Annotated in this window: 17 protein-coding genes and 1 pseudogene; 7 read left to right on the top strand and 11 right to left on the bottom strand. The window is 68.6% G+C overall.

The genetic code is table 11. The features are described from left to right. The 9 genes from AB0C46_RS10805 to AB0C46_RS10765 form a co-directional block, all read right to left on the bottom strand. Positions 1-1,059: an ABC transporter ATP-binding protein gene (locus AB0C46_RS10805; RefSeq protein ID WP_362827403.1), complete on the bottom strand. Its 1,059-nt coding sequence runs from the start codon at positions 1,057-1,059 to the stop codon at positions 1-3. Beyond that, positions 1,041-1,997, bottom strand: coding sequence for a hypothetical protein (locus AB0C46_RS10800; protein WP_362827402.1), 957 nt, complete (start codon positions 1,995-1,997; stop codon positions 1,041-1,043). Before AB0C46_RS10800 ends, AB0C46_RS10805 begins: the two co-directional genes overlap by 19 nt. A gap of 678 nt (positions 1,998-2,675) precedes the next feature. Then, entirely contained in the window at positions 2,676-3,761 is a 1,086-nt protein-coding gene (locus AB0C46_RS10795) for a hypothetical protein (protein WP_362827400.1), read from the bottom strand. A 16-nt stretch (positions 3,762-3,777) separates the two neighbouring features. Next, positions 3,778-5,829, bottom strand: coding sequence for a methyltransferase, FxLD system (gene fxlM, locus AB0C46_RS10790; RefSeq protein WP_362827398.1), 2,052 nt, complete (start codon positions 5,827-5,829; stop codon positions 3,778-3,780). A gap of 37 nt (positions 5,830-5,866) precedes the next feature. After that, entirely contained in the window at positions 5,867-6,940 is a 1,074-nt protein-coding gene (locus AB0C46_RS10785; RefSeq protein WP_362827397.1) for a lanthionine synthetase LanC family protein, read from the bottom strand. Beyond that, positions 6,937-8,895 carry a lantibiotic dehydratase family protein gene (locus AB0C46_RS10780; protein ID WP_362827456.1) on the bottom strand — a complete coding sequence of 653 codons (1,959 nt, stop codon included), beginning with the start codon at positions 8,893-8,895 and terminating at the stop codon, positions 6,937-6,939. Before AB0C46_RS10780 ends, AB0C46_RS10785 begins: the two co-directional genes overlap by 4 nt. A 159-nt stretch (positions 8,896-9,054) precedes the next feature. Further along, positions 9,055-9,243 carry an FxLD family lanthipeptide gene (locus AB0C46_RS10775; RefSeq protein WP_362827396.1) on the bottom strand — a complete coding sequence of 63 codons (189 nt, stop codon included), beginning with the start codon at positions 9,241-9,243 and terminating at the stop codon, positions 9,055-9,057. Positions 9,244-9,632: 389 nt separating this feature from the next. Continuing rightward, positions 9,633-10,058 carry a DUF6415 family natural product biosynthesis protein gene (locus AB0C46_RS10770; RefSeq protein ID WP_168482894.1) on the bottom strand — a complete coding sequence of 142 codons (426 nt, stop codon included), beginning with the start codon at positions 10,056-10,058 and terminating at the stop codon, positions 9,633-9,635. After that, positions 10,055-10,846, bottom strand: a complete 792-nt coding sequence (locus AB0C46_RS10765) for a TauD/TfdA family dioxygenase (RefSeq protein ID WP_362827455.1) — start codon at positions 10,844-10,846, stop codon at positions 10,055-10,057. The genes AB0C46_RS10770 and AB0C46_RS10765 overlap by 4 nt, the downstream gene beginning before the upstream one ends. Before the next feature lie 168 nt (positions 10,847-11,014). Between AB0C46_RS10765 and AB0C46_RS10760 the strand changes: the two genes are divergently transcribed. Together AB0C46_RS10760 and AB0C46_RS10755 are read left to right on the top strand one after the other, a co-directional pair. Further along, positions 11,015-11,434 carry an NUDIX hydrolase gene (locus AB0C46_RS10760; protein WP_362827394.1) on the top strand — a complete coding sequence of 140 codons (420 nt, stop codon included), beginning with the start codon at positions 11,015-11,017 and terminating at the stop codon, positions 11,432-11,434. 30 nt (positions 11,435-11,464) lie between these two features. Continuing rightward, positions 11,465-12,613, top strand: a complete 1,149-nt coding sequence (locus AB0C46_RS10755) for a helix-turn-helix transcriptional regulator (RefSeq protein ID WP_362827392.1) — start codon at positions 11,465-11,467, stop codon at positions 12,611-12,613. Between the two features lie 8 nt (positions 12,614-12,621). On the opposite strand, the gene AB0C46_RS10750 is transcribed toward AB0C46_RS10755, so the two are convergent. Both AB0C46_RS10750 and AB0C46_RS10745 read right to left on the bottom strand, forming a co-directional pair. Beyond that, positions 12,622-13,086, bottom strand: coding sequence for a hypothetical protein (locus AB0C46_RS10750; protein WP_362827391.1), 465 nt, complete (start codon positions 13,084-13,086; stop codon positions 12,622-12,624). Then, complete coding sequence (locus AB0C46_RS10745) at positions 13,086-13,214, bottom strand: hypothetical protein (protein WP_362827390.1); 129 nt, start codon at positions 13,212-13,214, stop codon at positions 13,086-13,088. Before AB0C46_RS10745 ends, AB0C46_RS10750 begins: the two co-directional genes overlap by 1 nt. Before the next feature lie 66 nt (positions 13,215-13,280). Between AB0C46_RS10745 and AB0C46_RS10740 the strand changes: the two genes are divergently transcribed. The 5 genes and pseudogenes from AB0C46_RS10740 (at position 13,281) to AB0C46_RS10720 (ending at position 17,801) form a co-directional block, all read left to right on the top strand. Next, positions 13,281-14,399 (top strand): tyrosine-type recombinase/integrase, encoded by a 1,119-nt coding sequence (locus AB0C46_RS10740; RefSeq protein WP_362827388.1) that lies wholly within the window; start codon positions 13,281-13,283, stop codon positions 14,397-14,399. A gap of 1,542 nt (positions 14,400-15,941) precedes the next feature. Further along, positions 15,942-16,196 (top strand): annotated as a pseudogene (locus tag AB0C46_RS10735) (hypothetical protein); the annotation flags it as partial. Between the two features lie 21 nt (positions 16,197-16,217). Continuing rightward, complete coding sequence (locus AB0C46_RS10730; RefSeq protein ID WP_362827460.1) at positions 16,218-16,685, top strand: hypothetical protein; 468 nt, start codon at positions 16,218-16,220, stop codon at positions 16,683-16,685. Continuing rightward, positions 16,672-17,073 carry a DUF6262 family protein gene (locus AB0C46_RS10725; RefSeq protein WP_362827387.1) on the top strand — a complete coding sequence of 134 codons (402 nt, stop codon included), beginning with the start codon at positions 16,672-16,674 and terminating at the stop codon, positions 17,071-17,073. Before AB0C46_RS10730 ends, AB0C46_RS10725 begins: the two co-directional genes overlap by 14 nt. A 71-nt stretch (positions 17,074-17,144) precedes the next feature. Then, the gene (locus AB0C46_RS10720; RefSeq protein ID WP_362827386.1) at positions 17,145-17,801 is read left to right on the top strand and encodes an HAD family hydrolase; all 657 of its coding nucleotides are present in this window, start codon (positions 17,145-17,147) and stop codon (positions 17,799-17,801) included. The last annotated feature ends 29 nt before the right edge of the window (positions 17,802-17,830 follow it).

The raw sequence follows: 17,830 nt of genomic DNA, 5'->3' as shown, positions 1-17,830 counted from the left end.
TCACCGGGCTCTCTTGTGCTCACGCGTGTCTTCGCGCCGAGGTGCGGGGAGTCCGTCTGCCGGGGGAAGGGCGATTCCGTACTGGGCGGCCTGCGCTTGGAACATGCCGTGGTAAAGGCCACCGGCGGTCATGAGCTGGTCGTGCGTGCCGTGTTCGGCGATGCGCCCGTCATCGAGGACGTAGATGTGGTCGGCGGTGGCGGTCGCGGCGAGACGGTGGGTGATCAGCACGACCCCGGTGCCGTTGCCGGCCATGGACCGCAGGCGCTCGAACGCTTCGATCTCGGCGTGCGGGTCGAGGGCGGAGGTGGGTTCATCCACCAGGAGGAACGGCGCGTCGCGGTAGCGGCTGCGGGCGTTGCCCAGCTTCTGCCACTGCCCGCCTGAAAGCTCCACGCCGCGTTCATAGCCCTTGAAGACGATGGAGTCCCATCCGTGCTCCAAGCCCTCGATCAGGTCTCCCACGTCGGCGGCTTGTGCGGCGGCCTTGACCTGGGGCATGTCCCGCGGGCGGTCACCAGCACCGACGGCGATGTTCGCAGCGGCCGTCATCTGCCAGTGCGGGAAGTCCTGCGCCAGCAGCCCGATGGAGCTGAAGACCTGGGCCCTGTCGGCCTCGCGTACCTCCACCCGTTCCCCGTTAGCCCCCTCCCACCACACTTCTCCGTTGTTGGGCAGCAGCAGTCCGGCCAGGAGCTTGGCCAGCGTGGTCTTGCCGGAGCCGTTCGCGCCCACCAGCGCCGTCACCTCGCCCCGGCGCACGGTGACGCTCACCTCGCGCAGCGAGGACGTCGTCGACCCCGGGTAGATGAAGGAGACGTCCTGGACCTCAATGGCCCGCACCGGGGAGGGGAGCGGCGCACCCGTCGCCGGGATGGCGTGCTTCGCCGCCAGCTCAGTGGCCGCCTCGGTGTCGCCGAGCTGCAACATCTCCTCGTACATACGGTTGACCTGCTGCACGAGGGAGGTGAGCCGGGCGGTGGAGTTGCGGATCGCGACCACCGCGGTGCCACCGACCGCCAGCGGCAGCCCGCCGCTGGTCAGCAGCCACCACAACATCCGTAGCAACCCAGAGACGCCAGACCGGAGAACGCGCCGGCGACGAGGTCCGTGCGAGCCTGGGCCCGGGCCAGGCGCCGCTGCTCGGTCTCCATCAGCCCCGACATCTCCCCGTACCCGCGCAGCAGCAGCGCGGAGGCCGCGTGCACCCGGATCTCGCCCGCCGCGTGCGGCATCGTCAGGTACTGCAACAGACTGGCCACTGCCCGGCGGTGGTCGACCCAGTGCAGGCGCGAAATGTATTCGCGGCGGGCGGAGCGCACGGCCCCCCAGCCCTTGGGCAGAGCGATGGCCAGCAACATCGGAAGAAGAGCCCAGTGCAGCGAGGCCAGGACCACGGCCGCAGCCACCATGCCGATCACGACGCCGGAGACGCCCACGGACAGGCCGAGCATCCGCCTGGCGGAATCGGTGCCGAACTTCCCTGCCTCCAAGTCCCGCTGCACGTCGGGCCGTTCTGTAGCCTCGACCTCCACCCGTGTCACGGCTCGGTAGTACTGGGTGGAGACGGCCCGCTCGACCTGCGGTTCCAGCCGACCGGACATCGCTGTCGACCAGGCCGACAGCAGCGCCGCCCCCACGGAGACGACCGCCAGCACCAGCAGCGCAGACAGTGACTGTCGCAGCTTGTCTCCGGTCGGGCCGTCCGCGAACAACTGGTTGAGCACACCATTGACGGCCACCAGGCCGAGCGCGGCCGTCACACCTTGTGCGATCTGCGAGACCACCAGGCCGGTCAGGGCCCGTCGGTCTGCGGTCCACCCGGCACGTAAGACCACACCCACCATGCGCGGCAGCGCGGCGGCCATCTGCCCGAACCCCATACGGGCGACCACATCTTCGTGCCCGATGTACGACTGGTCCCAGCGCAGCCGTCCCCCGAACAGCTCGCGTTCCGCCGCTGAGACGCCGTCCGCTTCTGTCTGTTGGCGCTTCATGTGGGTTCCCCCTTCGCCGTCGCGCCTCACGGCCCGGACCAAGCGGGTCACAGTGCTCCGCAGCTTCATGCCCACCACCACGTATCCGGACGGGATGAGGGGAGAAAAGGCCGGGCAGAGGCGTCAATCACGTGCCTGGGGAGGCCCGCCGCTACGGCCGCGGGCCGCCACCGTTCGAATCGAATGGGCTGATGTGCGTCGACCTGCACAGGGTTCATGGCTCCTCCGGAACGAGCGTTGGTGGGCACAGGTGCTCTAAAGAACGGCCCATCCCGCTCCCCGTAACGGGTGAAGAGGGGGCAGTTAGTGGATGCACGTTCTATTCGGTGGCGGAAGGTGGGCGCGGCTTTGGTTGTGGATGCAGGCCGGCACTCGAACGGTGCGTTTCACTCCTCGTGGGCTTGCGTCGCCTTGGTCGATGCAAGTCCGGGAGGGGCGTGCGGGCATCGCCCGGAGGGCAGTGGCGCTGGCGTGCCGCCGCCCTGGCAGGCGGGGCGCTTCACGTCATGCTCCTGGGTGGCGGTCGTGGGTTGATCTCAGGCTGGAGTCGTCATGGGGCAGTCCGTTGGGCGGTGCCGGCCCTTCGGATGCGGATGCTTCGTAGGCGGCGGGTGTGCGGCGCAGGTGGGCGTTGATCGCTTGGCGCAGTGTCGGCCGGACGGATCGTCTGCGGAACGGTCACAGAAGCCCGCGGAGGGCGACCTCCGCTTTGTCTACGGCCTCAGTGAGGGTCTGCATGTGGGTTGTTGAGAGATGCCCTGTGCCGAGTCCTGAGGCGGTGAGCACGGCGTCGAGTTTCTGTATCTGCGCGGTGGTCAGGTCGGGACGGGTCACGGAGTGGTTCAGGACGTCGCGAGCGGCGTAGGCGTCGAGAATGGCCACGTTCGCCACGGCATCCTGTAGCGGGGGCGTGTGGGGGCTGGTTCGGTCATGGGCCAGATCGAGCGCGGTCAGTCCGGCTCTGGTCTGGAACGCTGCTGTCGAGGGTTCGGGTGTAGCTATCAGCGCGGCTGCCCCTTGCAGAGCGAGGTCCAACTCCTGCTGCGGCGCGGGCGAGACCGCGGGTCGGCAGTGGAGACGCAGGAGGGCCGCGATGGCGTTCTCCCACGGTTCCGTGGGGACTGTGGTGTCGATCGTGTTGCGAGCCTGCTGGTCGAGGCCGCGTTCCATCAGCGCCATGATCTGGAGTTGGCGGCCGTCGAGAAGGCGGTTACCGATGCCGCGGTGCTTGGCCATGATGTCGGCGGCCTCGGCCCAGCGGCCGATCCGTGCCAGGGCGCGGGCGCCGTCAACGAGCACGGTGACCCACAGTTCTTGGCAGACCTTGCGGTGGTTCGCGTCCGTGTCGGTCAGTGCCCACAGGTCGACGGTGCGTCCGTGGATCTCGGCTGCCCCGCGCTTCTGAGCGGCGCGGTAGAGGCGGGCAAGGACGTTGTAGGCGGCTTCGCCGTCGCCCTCGCGGGTCAGCAACCGGGAGACATTGATAAGGGGCATCAACGACATCACAGCGACATCGCCCGTCAGGCGCCCGGCGGCCGCGAAGACTTGGTGCTGTCTCCAGCACAGGTCGGCTGCCAGGGCGGGCATCCCTACGTCGGAGGCGATCAGCGCGGCATAGTTGAGGACCCCGCAGACACGTGCCACCAGGTCGCGGTGGCTCGCGCCTGCGGGTGCAATGGACAGCGCGTTGAGGTGGGTGATGCGGTCGTCCAGCGGGAGCGCCGGCGCCTTCGAGCGGCAGACCAGAGGGATGCGGCTGGCCATCGCGGGGATCATCGGCTCAGCCCTTGCGCGGCCAGTCGACGACGAGACGGCCGTACGTCTTGTCGATGATGAAGCGCGGGTCGGCCGCCGTGAGCTTGTCGCGGGCGTCCCCGACCGCCATGCGGAAGGCGGGCTCCGGCCCGGTGTTGCCCCAGCCTGCATCCCAGTCGCGGATCTCGCGCACGACTTGTTCGGCGAGCGCGTCGCCTCGGGAGCCGTGGCCGATGACGCCGATCTCCCAGAACCGGCCCTCGTCGTCCTCCCCTTCGCGGATGGTCAGGTAGGCCAGGGAGTCGCCGTCGAGCGCGGCCATGGATCCCCAGCCGAAGTGCGGGGTGAAGCCGGGGCGTGCTCCGGGCAGGCGCGACAGGCCATTGGGCAGCACACAGGCCAGGTACAGGTACAGCCACTCCCACGGGTCGCCCTGGCGGAACTTGACGCCGGTGTAGATCTTGGTCTGCGGCTGGTCCAGGACGGTGCGGATCGCGTCGTGGTCCACGTTCTGCTCGCTGAAGGTCTCCAGCCGGACGTTGCCCTCGCCGGCCATGGGCACGAGGGTGTAGATGTCGTCGCAGACGCCCTTGCGCAGGGGAATGAAGGTGGCCATCTCGCAGGAGACGGTCTTCCAGTTGTCGCCGTCCCGCTCGAAGGCAAAGCTCCGGCTGATGCTGCCGCGAATCCGCATGGGCAGGACCAGGCGTCCGCCGGGGGCGAGCTGGTCGAGGATCTTCACGGGGACGTCGCCCGCACCGACGGTGAACTGGATGCGGTCGTACGGGGCGTGCTCGGGAAGTCCGGCGGCGCCGTCGGCCAGCATGGCGGTGACGTTGGTAGCCCCGGCCTGGGCGAGGTTCTTCTGGGCACCTGCGACGAGGTCCTGGTCGACGTCCAGGGTCCACACGTGCCCGCTCGGGCCGACGAGCTTGCCCAGCAGGCGGGCGTTGTAGCCGGTAGCGGCTCCGGCCTCCAGGACCTTGTGGCCGGGCTGGGCGCCCAACTGTTCGAGCTGGGTGGCGACGATGGAGGGCGCGGAGATGCAGGAGATCATCTCGCCGTGCTCGTCGTGCTTGATGGGGACCGCGTCCTCCTTGTACGCCGACTCGATGTCGACGCCGGGCAGGAACTGGTGGCGGTCGGTGGTACGGAAGGCATCGATGGTGGCGGGGGTGCGCAGGTGGCCGCTGTCGACGAGGCGGTTCGCCAGGGATTCGCGCAGTTCGGCGGGGTCAGTGACGGCTGTCACGGTGGTCTCCATTCGAGCGACGTTAGGGTCCGCAAAAGTGGACCGGCGGGTAGACACGACAGCGTCTTCCCCTGTGTAGAAGGCGACTTGGCGGCCCAACCACGCAGTGGCGGCCTGCTCGGCGGCAGGCACGCCGGCGCGGTTGAACGCGAAGATCGCGTGATGGGCGAGGACGGCGCGCAGACCACGTATCAGTCGTCCATCAGCGGCGAGCTGACGCAGGCGACGGCCTGCGTCCTCGAAGGCCGTGACGCGCTCAGCCCAGCCCGGTTCAGCGTCCGGCCGACGGCCGGCGTCCGCGTTCATCAGACGCCGCATCGCCGAGACCGAGCGGTCGAGCGCGGCCCCGTTGGGCGGAGTGACGGGGGGCCGCACGGCCGCGAACTGGGACCAGACGTCTCCGGCCTCGAACGGGTCCAGGCCGGCTTCGCGAATCATGGCTGACAGCAACATCACGCAGCGCTCGCGGGTGCCGGGGCTTCCGGTCTCGGGCAGGGCGCTGCGGCTGTCGGCGCAGAACACGTCGTGCGCCACGTCCATGCCCTCGGGCCCGCCGAAAACATCGGTCTCCGGCTCGTAGACGCCGCCGACCCAACCGGTGGCCTGCTGTTCGGCGACAAGGCGGTCCAGCACTGCGGCACAGGGGCGCTCGGTGCGCAGCCGCAGCCCTGAGTCCTTGCGCAGGAAGTGGAAGCGCTGGTCGTGCAGCGCGGCCGACAGGACCTGGGCGGCTTCGGGGCTCACCGAGCCGCCGGGGAAGGCCACACTGGCGTGCCACCAGGTCGTGTCCAGGGTGATCGGAAGGTTCTCGTCGTCGAAGTCCATACGCGTGGGCGCTCCTTGTCGGTGGGATCGGTGCAGGTCAGGTGATCAGCAGAGCGCTGGTCCAGTCCGTGGCGTTCGTGCCGGTGAGGGCGAGCTGCGCGCCGCTGCGGCCCTCCATGAAGCCGGGCTTGGCCAGCCGGTCGAGGTCTGCGGCCAGGCGCTGTTGCAGGTCGCCGATCGCGGGGGTGAAACGTTCGGGGACGGGGCTGTCAGCGGCAACGGCGCGGGCGAGCGTTACCAGACCGGCCCAGCCGTGGCACAGCGTGGCGTCGGTGATCCGAGCGAGGTGGAAGCGGTCGGACAGCGTGCGTGCGACGGTGTCCTCTGCAGCCTGGCGTCGGGCCGGGTCGCCCAGGGCAAGCGCGGCGAGCTGTTGGGCGCGGGCGATGCCGGGCTGGCCGTAGCACCATGACTGGCGGGCGGTCTCCAGCTCGGGCGGCTCGGCAGCGTCCAGTTGGGCGCGGGTAGTCCAGTAGCACCCGCCGAACCTGTCCAGCCAGCGCGCGAACACCTCGATCGCCTCGGGCTGCCCCGGCACCTGGACGTCGCGTCGGGCAGCGAGAGAGAGCACCGTCAGGGGACCGGCGACGCCGTGCGCCATGCCGTTATTGCCGTGCCCGCCGGCCATCTCCTCACCTGTGGGCCCAACCGCGGACCACCATCCCGGCAGCTCCCGGCCCGCGATGCGGACCGGCCGTGACAGGGAAACGAGGTAAGCCAGCACGTCCGTCAGCCGGGCGGAGGGTGCTCCGCGGGTCAGGAGAAGCGCGCCCAGACCGGCCAGGCCGCGGATGAGGTCCCATTCCGCGAGGTTGGGCAGAGCCCCGGACGCCCGCCGTCGCCGTGCTGCGGCCAGCCGGGCATCCACGACGCGGTCGACGACTCCGCGGACGTGGCGGCCGGCATGTCCGGTGCGGGCAAGTACGAACTCCAGCGCGGGGGCTCCGTGGAACAGAGACGCGTTGCCTCCGGAGCTCACGCCGTGTGCGACGGCTTGCGTGAGGTGGCGCCGCGCAGTGGACAGGTCGCCGAGCTCGATGTCCAACAACGCCATCCCAAGAGCGCCCTCGGAGAGATCCTGCGTACGGGGTGGGAACGTTGTGCTCGTCATGAGCGTGCCGCCAGGGGAAGGACGAGGCTGTGGGCCCGGCCACCGATCCAGCCATCGCCGTCGGGCGGCGGTGCCTCGTGCAGGGTTGCGACGCCGATGGGGCTGGCGTCCAGGTGAGCGCGCAGCAGGTCCAGGTGCATGTCCTGGCTCAGATCGAGAGGGAGTTGCTGATCGTCCTCAGCCAGCAGCACGCGTTCCGGCACCCGGAAACGGCCTCGCCAGGCATGCAGTTGCTCGGCCCATTCCTCGATAGGTGCGGTACGGCCGGGCAGATCCCGAGTCCGCACCTTCCACCGCGCGACCGCGAGGATGGAGCGCCGGTAGGTGAGTGCCGGAGTGAAGGGCAGCGTCCATGCCGCGCCCCAGTCGAACCAGGTCACCTGCGGTGCTGTGGCCCGGCTGATCTCGCCCAGGAACCGAGCCATCGGCGGCGTGTAGTTGTTCCAGAGGAAGTTGATCGCGGTCGGAGCCAGTAGTTCCAGGTGCGTGCCGGTGGCGATCTCAACCAGGCAGGGGCGGCCGTCGCGGACGCTGACAGCCAGGTCGGAGGAGAACAGCACACCGTCGCCAGGGTGGCGGAACTCACCGACGCTGACGACCCGGGGCAGCACGCACGGGGCGCGGGTGAGGAGGTCGGCCGGGACGCGCCCGGCGTGGAAGGAAAGCTGGGCCAACTCGGCGCCGCGCTCGACCGTGGGCAGATCCGTGTACATCTCCCCCGTATCCGGGAGCAGGTGCCAGAACCGTCCCGACATCGAGCCGGCCGAGCGGGAGACGGTGACCACGCGGAGCCGAAAGTTTCCTCGCTCCAGAACCTGGACCGAGCGGGCATGTACCTGAGCGGCCAATTCGAGGTGAGGCGCGGTGAGGTTGGGCTTTTCACCGGCCGCTTCCAGCTCCTCGATCACCGCGCCGGTCAGGGCCACGGAGCGGGTGCCTTCGACCGCTGCGGTTCCGGCCAGCTCCAGCAAGAGCCGGTCGCGTCGGGACATCGGGCGGGGAGGCTCGACCACCTTGACGAACCCGTCGGGGAAGCCCACGCCTCTCTCGGGGTCTGTCGCCACCTCCACCGGCACCGCGGTGTGCTCGCCGTAGCGCTCCGTGAACCGTTCGACCCAGCGGCGCCAGGCCGGAGTGCCGTTCGGGTGCGTGGCGAGCCGGGCAAGGACGGTCGCAGCAGCCTCCGCCTCGGTCACGACTTCCCGCGGCAGCACCACCGTGGCGTCCAGCCGCAAATCGGTGGCCGCCGAGCGGTCGCGCACCTGCGCGAGCAGAGCGGGCGGTAACGGGTCGGTGGGGTCGATGACGGTGGCGGGTGCGCGCAGCGACGAGCGCAGCAGCCGCACCCGAAGCAGCTCTCCGAGCAGCTTGACGCGGTTGCGTTCGGAGGTGGCCGGGAACTCGGCGGCGAGCTTGTCCGCCAGGAGCGAGTAGCGGATGGGGGAGCGCGCTGCGTCGAGGACGAACCTGAGCGCGGGGCTGCTCAGCGCGAGGCGGAACTCGGCCTCGCCCTCGGACGGCACGTAGATGTGTCCCTCGCGCTGCTGTGCAAGGGTATTGACGCGTACGTCGACGTCGGCCATCCGCGTGCCGTCCGTCTCCCATGCACTGATCGCCTCATCGAGCGCCACCGGGTCGAGACGGGTGATGGCCTGGTGGTGGTGGCCGAAGTGGACCTTCGCCGTGTCGCCGAACTCGATCAGCGTGACGCCGGCGAAGTAGCCGTACGGGGTGGAGCGGCGCTCGTACCGGATCGCGTATCGGGCCGTGGCCAGTGCCGCTCGGCGCACACGGCGCAGCTTCGGGAACCGGCCGTCTAGGATCCCCTGCACCTGGAGGGCCAGATCCGGGCTGGCGCTGGACACCGCCTGTCGGAAGGGGCCGTCGCCCCACACTGTGCTCAGCCATGAACGCCACTCTTCAAGCGGGGCCGCTCGCCCCGGCCAGGACGGCATGGCCGGGGCGGCGAGGTTCACCGCAGCGCGCAGCATCCCTTGCCCGGCACACTGGTACAGGCTGTGTCGTACGCGTGTCATCACCACTCCGTTCTTGGTAGGCGGGGTGCTGGCCGGACGGGCAGTCCAGTCCGGCCAGCACTGCCGAGCTGTCCCGGCTTACGAGGTGGTGCAGGCGCTGGGACAGGAGCTGCCGCAGGTGTCGCCCGTGGTGCACATCAGGACCGTCTCGGTCGCCGGCGTGCCCTCGATGAAGGAGATGTCGAGCCCGAACGGGTCGACATCGTCGAGGATGTCGAGGGTCGGCTGCACGGGAGCGACCGGCTTCTCCGTGTGAACGGCGGTCATGCTTGCCTCCTTGGTAGTGGCTGAATGTGCAATGTGCCTGGACCCGACCGGGCCCAGGAGCCTTGGCGCACAACTGCGCGAACCGGCAGGACGGCCTTCGGAGTTCGGCTGAAGGACAGTCCCGGAAGTCACTGCTGCTCTTTCCTCTCTTCAGGCCAGGCTTCTGGGGAGGAGCCAGTGGAGGGGAACTCCTCCCCGCACGCTTCGTCCGGCACCGAGCCCTGGCGCGGGTCCGGCTGCCAGGTGGTGCACCCGCCCACCAATCGGACCGTCACGCACCGACGGCGGGCGGGCGGTCTGTGGTCACGGGCCTACGGACAGGGCCTCGGTGGGGCGGCGGAACCAGTCTTCGGGCAGGCCCTTGCGCTGAGGCGTCTCTTGCTTCGCGTTCATACGGTGCCCTCGTCGGCTGGGGCAGGGGCGGCGCTGCCGGTGCCACGGAGCAGGGCTTGGATCAGGCGCGCGAGGTTCTGCGCTCTGTGGGCGGCCCCGCGCTCCGAACAGCCAGGAGGCGGCATGTAGAGACGCCGGGCGGCTTCGCTGAGCGTCGCCTCCGGCCCGCAGCGGAGATCCGAGTCGGCCGGCAACCGGCGGCACACAGCGGCGAGCTCGCCTTCGAGGACTCGCCCATAGGCGGTGAACGCCTTCACCAGGTCCAGGCTGACGTCGACCTCCGGCAGGCTTCCGCGGTTCAGGTCCCAACTGAGGACCGTCTCGACGAGCGGCAGCATCGCGGCCTTGTCGGGGACCACCCGGGTCAGGGCAGCCCCCACGGCATTCCTCGGGACTTGAGTCCCCGACAGCGTCACGCTCATGACATAGCCTCCACGCGCGCGGGGGGCTGGGGTGCGTACAGGGCAGGCGCGAAACCGTGATCGAGGTCGAAGCGCGGGTTGCCCAGGGCCCGCCAGTGCACGCGGTCACCGACAAATGCTGTACGGGCGTGCAGCCATCGCTCGTTGTCGAGGAGATATCCCTGGCCCGGCTTCAAGGGAAGGGACTGTTGGTAGCGAAGAGCTGCCGCCTTGAGGTCGGGCAGGTGCGGCTGGACCATGGGGCTCCATCGGGCGAGAGCATCGAACCGCAGCCGTATGGCCATCCGTCCGCCGCTGTGAGGGCTGAGGACCTGGGCGGCATGTCCGTCTCCGGCGCCGAAGTACGCCGTTCTCGGCAGGGACAGGGCATCAGCGGCTTCACCACCTTTGTGATGCAGCAAGTCGGCGTGCACGCTACGTCCGTCGGTGAGCAGGCATTCGCCTCCTCGGTCGGCGGGCTGGGAGCAGACCAGCAGCATCAGACGCGGAGGATGAGGGAGGCCGGACCGTTCCGTATGTGGGTCGAGCTCTCCGTTGCTAAGGCCGGCGAACCCGGGCCGGCCGGCGTGGCGCGGGGTGTCGCGGATGGTGGTCAGCCCATCGGAGTCACTGTCGCGGTGCGCGGAGATGGTCATGATGCGGGAGGCGAAGGCCCGTACGGCGTCGCGGGTGGCGAGCCCGGCGACAGTGACCAGGCCATCCTTGCTCAGTTGCTCGGCGATCTGGGCCGATGCGCCCGGGGCTTTGTGATTGAGGAAGTGCGCTGCAAACAGATCACCGGGTCGCATCGTGTGACTCCTTCGTCGGCGGTCAGTGGCTTCACTGTCGAGATCGGAGGCGCAGAAGGTAAAGCGACTGATTGTCGACTCCGGCAAATCACCCAAGAGCAGTGAGCGTTGAACGCACCGTGCTACGGTCCGAACACTCCGGCACTGCCCTGCACTGCGAGGAAGCTCATGACGTACACGCCCCCCACCTGGCCCGTTTCCGTCAAAGGTGTCGCCCTGGATGTGCGCGGCCGGGTGCTGCTGCTGAAGAATGAGCGTGAGGAGTGGGAGCTGCCCGGCGGCCGGCTGGAGGCAGCAGACCCAAGCCCCGAGTGCACGGTCGAGCGCGAACTGCAGGAAGAGTCCGGCTGGATGGTCAAGGCGGGGCCGCTGCTGGACACCTGGATCTACCAGCCGCTTCCGCAGACCCGCCCCGAACGACGCGTTGTGATCATCACCTACGGCTGCACGGTCCTCACGCCGGAAGTGGACCCGGTGCTCAGCCACGAGCACAAGCAGATCGGCCTGTTCACCGCGGCGGAGGTCCCTGGACTCACCATGCCCGAGGGCTACAAGCAGTCCATCGCTACCTGGTACGGGCGGATGTAGCAGGCCGTGGCCGCCCCCGAGCGTCTGCCGGTGTCCCGTCCCTCGGCCCAGCATGTGGTGTGGCACTGGGCCACCCCGCAGGCCCGCACCATCCTGAACAGCGGCGATCTCGGCGCGATCCTGCGCTTCCACCGAACTGTCCACGGCCTGAACCAGACCGAGCTGGGAAACCTTCTCGGCTACGACAAGACCTACATCTCGGCCCTCGAACTCCGGAAGAAGACCCTGGGCGATGTGGGCTCCCTGCGCCGCGTTGCCGAGCAGCTGCGACTGCCCCCGCACATCCTGGGCGTCACCGATCCGGCTGACACCGATCACCGGGCCATGGTCCAGTTCGGACAGTCCACGGTCCGCCTCGCCGAGATCGCCCGCCAGAGCGGTCACGCCTCCGAAGCCGTCGCCGAACTGTGGCCGCTGGTCGCCCGCCTCGAAGCGCGCCTCGAAGACGGGCACGCCGAACGCGAGGTCCTGCGTCTCCTCGCCCACGCCCGGGTCGGCCTCGGCGTCGCGCTCGGAAACATTCTTCCCGAGGAGCGACTGGCCACCGCCGCCCACTGGACCGCCAAGAGCCTGAGCATCGCCGCCCACTTCAACGATCCCGCCTTCACCAGCTACGCCCTGCGCATGCACGGAAACGAACTGCGCAAGGCCCACATCCGGGGCGCCGCGGTGGACCGGCTGCGCCACGCAGCGGGCCTGGCACCGGACCGCGAGACCCGTGCGGCGGTACTGCCGCTGTACGCCCGAGCCGCAGGCGAACTCGGCGATGCCCAGCTCTTCGACAGCGTGATGCAAGAGGCCGACGAACTGATCGAAACCGCAGAGCACACGTCGCTCTTCAACCCCTACGCGCTGCACGAGATCCGCCTGCGCGGCTTCGTCAGCACGGGGCGTGCGGACGTCGCCATACGGCTGGTCGACCATGGACCTGGCTCGACGACCTCCGTCGCACCGCAATGGAGAGTGATCGAACTGATCACTGTCGCCCGCGTACGGCTCCTTGCGGACGACCGGGGCGGGGCGACGGAATCGCTGAACACCGCGATGACTGAGGCGGTAGTTCAGCGGCTGCCGCACCAGTTGCAGCGGATCGTACGGACCGCCGGCGACCGGCTTCCCGACGTGCGTGGCCAGGCGGTTCAGGCGCTCGACCGGATACGGCAGGAAATGGCGGCCTAGCACTGATGTCAACGCAGCCATTCGATCACCTGGCCAGCGGTGAGGAGTTGGTACTGCCACGCCCGCGTGATGGCGTGAGCGCGGTTTCGAGCGCGCAGGTTCATCAGCAGATCGCGGCCATCCCGGCGGATGATGTCGACCTCCCGCTTCAAAGCTATGGCCATCTGCGCCGCCGTCATCTCCTGGGCGATGAGGGGCACGAGGTCACGCTGTTCACGGGACAGGTTCAGCAACTCGGGATCTAACAGCTTCGGGCGGTCGATGGCCTTGGTGGCGTAGGCGACGGCGAGTGCGGCAGCCGTCTCGCTCACGCCGTACAACTTCCGCTTTGCGAGCTTGAGGTAGCCCGCAGCTGTGCCCTCCCGGATCGTGAGGCTCAGCGCAACCGCGGCGAGCACGCTGCCGTCGGCCAGGCCCTCGAGGACCTGCCGCTCCCTAGGCGCGAGGATGACCTTCGCAACGGTCGTGCTCATCAGGCCGCCGCCCCCTGCGCACGGCGCATCACCGGGTCGATGATCTGTCCGTCAGGCAGCAGTTCGCCGGTGTCCTCGACTATGTCGATCAGTCTTCCGAGTGTCTTTGACGTCCAACTCGCTGCCATCCAAGGGCCTTTCAGTGCTTCATGGACGGGTTCCGTTCGCCTGTCCATATCGGCCTGGGGTGTGGTGTGTCGTTCGCAGTGCAGAGGCTGCGGCTGTCCGATGACGGTCCGCTCTCGTACACCGTGGTGGGAGACGACGGATTGCCCGTCGATGCCGTGGAGGACTTCCTTGCGTACCTGTCCGCGACGGGCGCGTCGCCGAACACGGTCCAGGGCTACGCCTACGACCTGAGAGACTTCTTCGTCTGGCTGGAGCAGGTATGTCTGGACTTCCGGCGGGTGCGGTTGGAGGTCCTTGCCCAGTTCTTCGACTGGCTGCGCCGGCCGAAGCCGGCGCGAGCGGCCGGTGTGTTCGTGCTGCCGGATGTCGGTCCGGCGCTGGAGAACACCACGCTGCAGCGGAAACGGGCGGCGCTCGCGTCCTTCTACCGGTTCCACTCCCGGCGGGATGAGAGTGTTCCCGCGCTGCTGGGAAACCTGCTGGCCAGGCAGCCCACCGGCACCTACATGCCGATGCTGGTGCACACCCAGCGCGGCGGGGAAGTCGAGCACAGCCCGATCCGCATCCACGCCCACCGCAAGCCGCCCAAGACCCTCACCGGCGACGAGGTACAGCGGCTGATGCGAGCCTGCAGTCGGCAGCGGGACCAGTTCCTTATCGCCCTCCTGGACGACTCGGGCCTGCGGATCAGCGAGGCCCTGGGCCTGCGGCATAGCGACCTCAACCTCCGCAAGGGCGAGATCTACATCGTTCCGCGGGAGAACAATCTGAACCGCGCTCGGGTCAAGGGGATGAAGGGTCGAACCGTTCCGGTGAGTCCGGAGCTGTTCGACCGCTACGCCTCCTACATGGAGAGCGAGTACGGGGCTCTTGACTGCGACTTCGTGTTCGTCAACCTCTTCCGTGCCCCGATCGGCTCCCCGATGACCCGGGCGAACGTCAACGAGCTCGTGGGGCGCCTGAAGAAGTGGACCGGCATCGCTCATTTCTCGCCGCACGCGTGCCGGCACTCCTACGCCACGCGACTGCTGCGGGCCAAGGTTCCGATCGAGGTCGTGGCCGAGCTCCTCGGCCACGCCAGTTCGCAGACGACCGCGGAGATCTACAGCCACCTCAGTGTCGAAGATCATCGCAGGGTGCTCTTCTCGGCTGGGGTCATCAAGGACGGGATGCCAGAGCGGTGAACACACCCCAGATACAGCGGGGCCCGGCTGGGCTTCTGGCGAAGCTGATGGAGACGGTCCGGCCGGAATTCCGGGCCGACGTGTTCCGTCCCCCTCGTGACAGCCCGACGTTCTTCCCGGGGGAGTGCCGCATCCCGTCCTGCCCGACCACGCTGACCATGGGCCGGCTGCTGCTCTGTCGCACCCACCATCACCACTGGGTGGCAGCCGACCGACCGGCCGACCTGGACAGCTGGTCCGTGCAGGTCGACGCGCGGCTGCGGCAGCGCAATCAGGTGCTGGACTGCGTGCTCCCCGGATGCAACCGGGCCAGAGCCGCCAATACCCTGTGCCACCGACATGCCTCGCGCTGGAACCATGCTGGACGGCCGGACCTCGCGGACTGGGTCGGACGGACCATCTACCAGCCGCCGCAGGGGCCCCAGGCCGTGGAACGGTCCTGCGAGTTCCCCGACTGCCCGCGCTGGACCGACAGCACCAACGCATCGCTGTGTCACACGCACCACAGCCGGTGGCGCAAGCACGGTCGCCCTGATCTCAGCGGTTGGTACGACGACCTCGCCCACCGCGGCGACCCGAAGATCCGCCTCGGCCAGCTCGCCCCCGGACTCCGCCTGGAGTTCCAGTTCGGACTCCAGCACCGCCTTGATGAAGGGCTCCGTTTCACCCCCGCCCGAGACGTGCGCCGCGCGGTCACCTGGGCGTCCCAGGCACCGGTCACCAGCCTCGTCGACTGGAGCGAAGCCCACTGGCGGGACTACGTCGCCCCCGCCAACCCCGACGGCCAGCGTTCGACCCACAACGTGGTGGCCTTCCGCTTCATCGCGGACACCCGCTTCGCACTGGAACACCTGCTCATCGCCGATGACCCGTGGGCCGACCAGTACCCGCGCGAGACCTGGGACCTGCGCCATCTCGCCCTGGCAGAGGGCGAGTCGCGCTACCTGCGCTTTGGGAGCATCCCCCAGCCCTGGCTTCGCGAGCTGACCAAACGGTGGTGCCGGTGGAGGATCAGTACGGGCATCAGCGTCAACACGGTGGCGAACAACCTCCGCTCCCTGGTCCACTTCGCCCGGCATCTCCCGCCGAACGCAGCGCCCGCCGACCTGACACGCGCACGGATCGAGACATGGATCGCCGTCCTGAGCATCGACTACCCGGACGTCTACACCCGCCGGACCGCGGTCAACGCTCTGAGCCGGTTGCTCACAGACACCCGGGCGCACGACTGGCAGCCGGACCTTCCGCGCAACGCCGTCGTCTACAACGACGCCCCGGCCTTGCCGCCGGCCAAGCCGCGCTGGATCTCCGAGCACCTCATGCGCCAGCTGGAAAATCCCTCCAACCTGGCACTGATCCCCAGTGATGACCTCCGCCTCATGATTCCCCTGCTGATCTCCTGCGGCCTGCGCATGAAGGACGCCCGGCGCCTGCGATTCGACTGCGTCACACACGACGACACGGGCGCCCCCTACCTGGCGTGGATCAACCACAAGATGCACGGACGGGCCGCGTTCTTCCCGATCAGCCAGGACCTGGCAGATGAGATCGCAGAACAGCAACGTCGGGTCGGGTCGAGATTCCCGGGCGGGAGCCGCTTCCTGTTCCCCAGCGGGCAGGCAAACCTCAACGGCAGCAAACCCATCTCGGACACCTGGTGCCGCAGCCTCATGGAGAACTGGCTGGCAGCGCATCCGTCTCCTCGACGAGCACGGACGCTCCGCGCGGGTCACCTTTCACCAGTTCCGACACACGCTGGGCACCAGACTGATCAACGCCAACGTCCCGCAATACATCGTCCAGCAGCTGCTTGACCACATGTCGCCGGAAATGACGGCCGTCTACGCGCGGCTCCACCAGAAGACCCTGCGCGAGCACTGGGAGAGGGCCCTCAAGGTCGACGCCGACGGCGAACCTGTCGAACTGCCCACCGACCATCCACTCGCCGACGCCGCCTGGATGCGTCTGTCCTTGGTTCGCGCCAAGGTCAGTCTCCCCAACGGGTACTGCGGGGCCCCCATCCAGACCGACTGCGAGTACGCCAACCCGTGTCTGGACTGCCGGTTCTTCATCACCACCGGCGACTTCCTCGACCAGCACCGACGCCAGCGCGATGAGACCCGCAAGCTCATCGGCGATGCCGAGAGGGGCGGGCTCTCGCGGATCGCCGAGAAGAACACCCGCACGCTCGGCAAGCTCGACACCATCATCGATGCCCTGGAACAGGCCGGACCGCAGCAGATCGTGGCCGGCGGGAAGGTGACCGATCTCGATGCCGCCGGCTGACAATGCCCGCTTCCTCATCGAAGCCTCGAAAGCACGCAGTAAGCAGGCGCGCGAGTGTGCCGAGGAAGCGGTCAAGGCCGCCGCCCGCCGCAGCGAGCGACCCACGGTCGTCGGCATCGCGAGCGCCGCCGGTGTCTCCCGGTCCTGGCTATACACGCAGACCGACCTCATCACCGCGATCAACCAGCTCCAACAGCGAGCCCCTGCCCCACACCGAAACCCACGACATGCGGCCTCGGACGCCTCCCTGCAACGCAGGCTGGAGATCGCTCTCGACCGCAACCGGCAACTTCGCGACCAGGTCGCTGATCTCACCCGGAAACTGGAGGCCGCCCACGGCGAAATCCGACGCCTCCGCACCCTTTCGGGAGTGAGCAGCTCGGGATGAGACACCGGCAAAACCGGCGACAGCCCTACGCGGTGCGGGGCAGGCACCAGCACCCCACTACGCTGTCGATCATGACGCAGACCCCTGTTGAACTGGTGATCTTCGACTGTGACGGCGTACTGGTGGACAGCGAGAAGATATGCGTCAAGGTAGACGCGATGATCATGGCTGACCTGGGGTGCACGTTCACTGACGCTGAGATCATCGAGCGGTTCGTTGGCTCGTCCACCGAGGTCTACACCGCAGCTGTCGAGGAGCGACTCGGGCGGCGCCTGGAGAAGGGCTGGCAGCAGCGGTACGAGCATCTGTACGAGGAGGCCTTCGAGGCCGAACTGACCGCTGTCGACGGCATTGCAGAGGCCCTGAACCGCCTCACTGCAGCCGTCTGCGTCGCATCGAATGGCGATCACGCCGGCATCCGGCGAAGCCTGGAGATCGCCGATCTGACGAACCACTTCGAGAACCGCATCTTCAGCGCGGCCGACGTTCGCCGAGGCAAGCCCGCTCCCGACCTCTTCCAGCACGCTGCACGTTCCATGGGGGTACAACCCGAGCGGTGCGCGGTGATCGAGGACAGCGCATACGGGGTGCAGGCAGCCCGGGCCGCTGGCATGCGGGCCTTCGGATACTGCGGTGGCCTCACCCCGGCCTCGCGGCTGGAAGGGCCAGGCACCGTCGTGTTCGACGACATGCGCAACCTGCCCGAACTGCTGGCGGCCACCTCCTAAGCTCACGCAGCCCCTCGTCCCGAGCCGCT

Origin of the sequence: Streptomyces sp. NPDC048637 (assembly GCF_040650675.1) — a bacterium.
Lineage (GTDB): Bacteria > Actinomycetota > Actinomycetes > Streptomycetales > Streptomycetaceae > Streptomyces.
Note: the sequence above shows the minus strand (reverse complement) of the source record. Positions and strands in the feature narration are given on the sequence as shown.

Bases quoted from the DNA above. Each gene is read 5' to 3' on its own strand.
- AB0C46_RS10780 (WP_362827456.1), bottom strand. From the start codon at position 8,895: ATGCCGTCCTGGCCGGGGCGAGCGGCCCCGCTTGAAGAGTGGCGTTCA.
- AB0C46_RS10730 (WP_362827460.1), top strand. From the start codon at position 16,218: ATGTCGCCGGAAATGACGGCCGTCTACGCGCGGCTCCACCAGAAGACC.
- AB0C46_RS10770 (WP_168482894.1), bottom strand. From the start codon at position 10,058: ATGAGCGTGACGCTGTCGGGGACTCAAGTCCCGAGGAATGCCGTGGGG.
- AB0C46_RS10800 (WP_362827402.1), bottom strand. From the start codon at position 1,997: ATGAAGCGCCAACAGACAGAAGCGGACGGCGTCTCAGCGGCGGAACGC.
- AB0C46_RS10745 (WP_362827390.1), bottom strand. From the start codon at position 13,214: ATGGCAGCGAGTTGGACGTCAAAGACACTCGGAAGACTGATCGACATA.
- fxlM (WP_362827398.1), bottom strand. From the start codon at position 5,829: ATGGACTTCGACGACGAGAACCTTCCGATCACCCTGGACACGACCTGG.
- AB0C46_RS10750 (WP_362827391.1), bottom strand. From the start codon at position 13,086: ATGAGCACGACCGTTGCGAAGGTCATCCTCGCGCCTAGGGAGCGGCAG.
- AB0C46_RS10795 (WP_362827400.1), bottom strand. From the start codon at position 3,761: ATGGCCAGCCGCATCCCTCTGGTCTGCCGCTCGAAGGCGCCGGCGCTC.
- AB0C46_RS10775 (WP_362827396.1), bottom strand. From the start codon at position 9,243: ATGACCGCCGTTCACACGGAGAAGCCGGTCGCTCCCGTGCAGCCGACC.
- AB0C46_RS10760 (WP_362827394.1), top strand. From the start codon at position 11,015: ATGACGTACACGCCCCCCACCTGGCCCGTTTCCGTCAAAGGTGTCGCC.
- AB0C46_RS10725 (WP_362827387.1), top strand. From the start codon at position 16,672: ATGCCGCCGGCTGACAATGCCCGCTTCCTCATCGAAGCCTCGAAAGCA.
- AB0C46_RS10785 (WP_362827397.1), bottom strand. From the start codon at position 6,940: ATGACGAGCACAACGTTCCCACCCCGTACGCAGGATCTCTCCGAGGGC.
- AB0C46_RS10720 (WP_362827386.1), top strand. From the start codon at position 17,145: ATGACGCAGACCCCTGTTGAACTGGTGATCTTCGACTGTGACGGCGTA.
- AB0C46_RS10805 (WP_362827403.1), bottom strand. From the start codon at position 1,059: ATGTTGTGGTGGCTGCTGACCAGCGGCGGGCTGCCGCTGGCGGTCGGT.
- AB0C46_RS10765 (WP_362827455.1), bottom strand. From the start codon at position 10,846: ATGCGACCCGGTGATCTGTTTGCAGCGCACTTCCTCAATCACAAAGCC.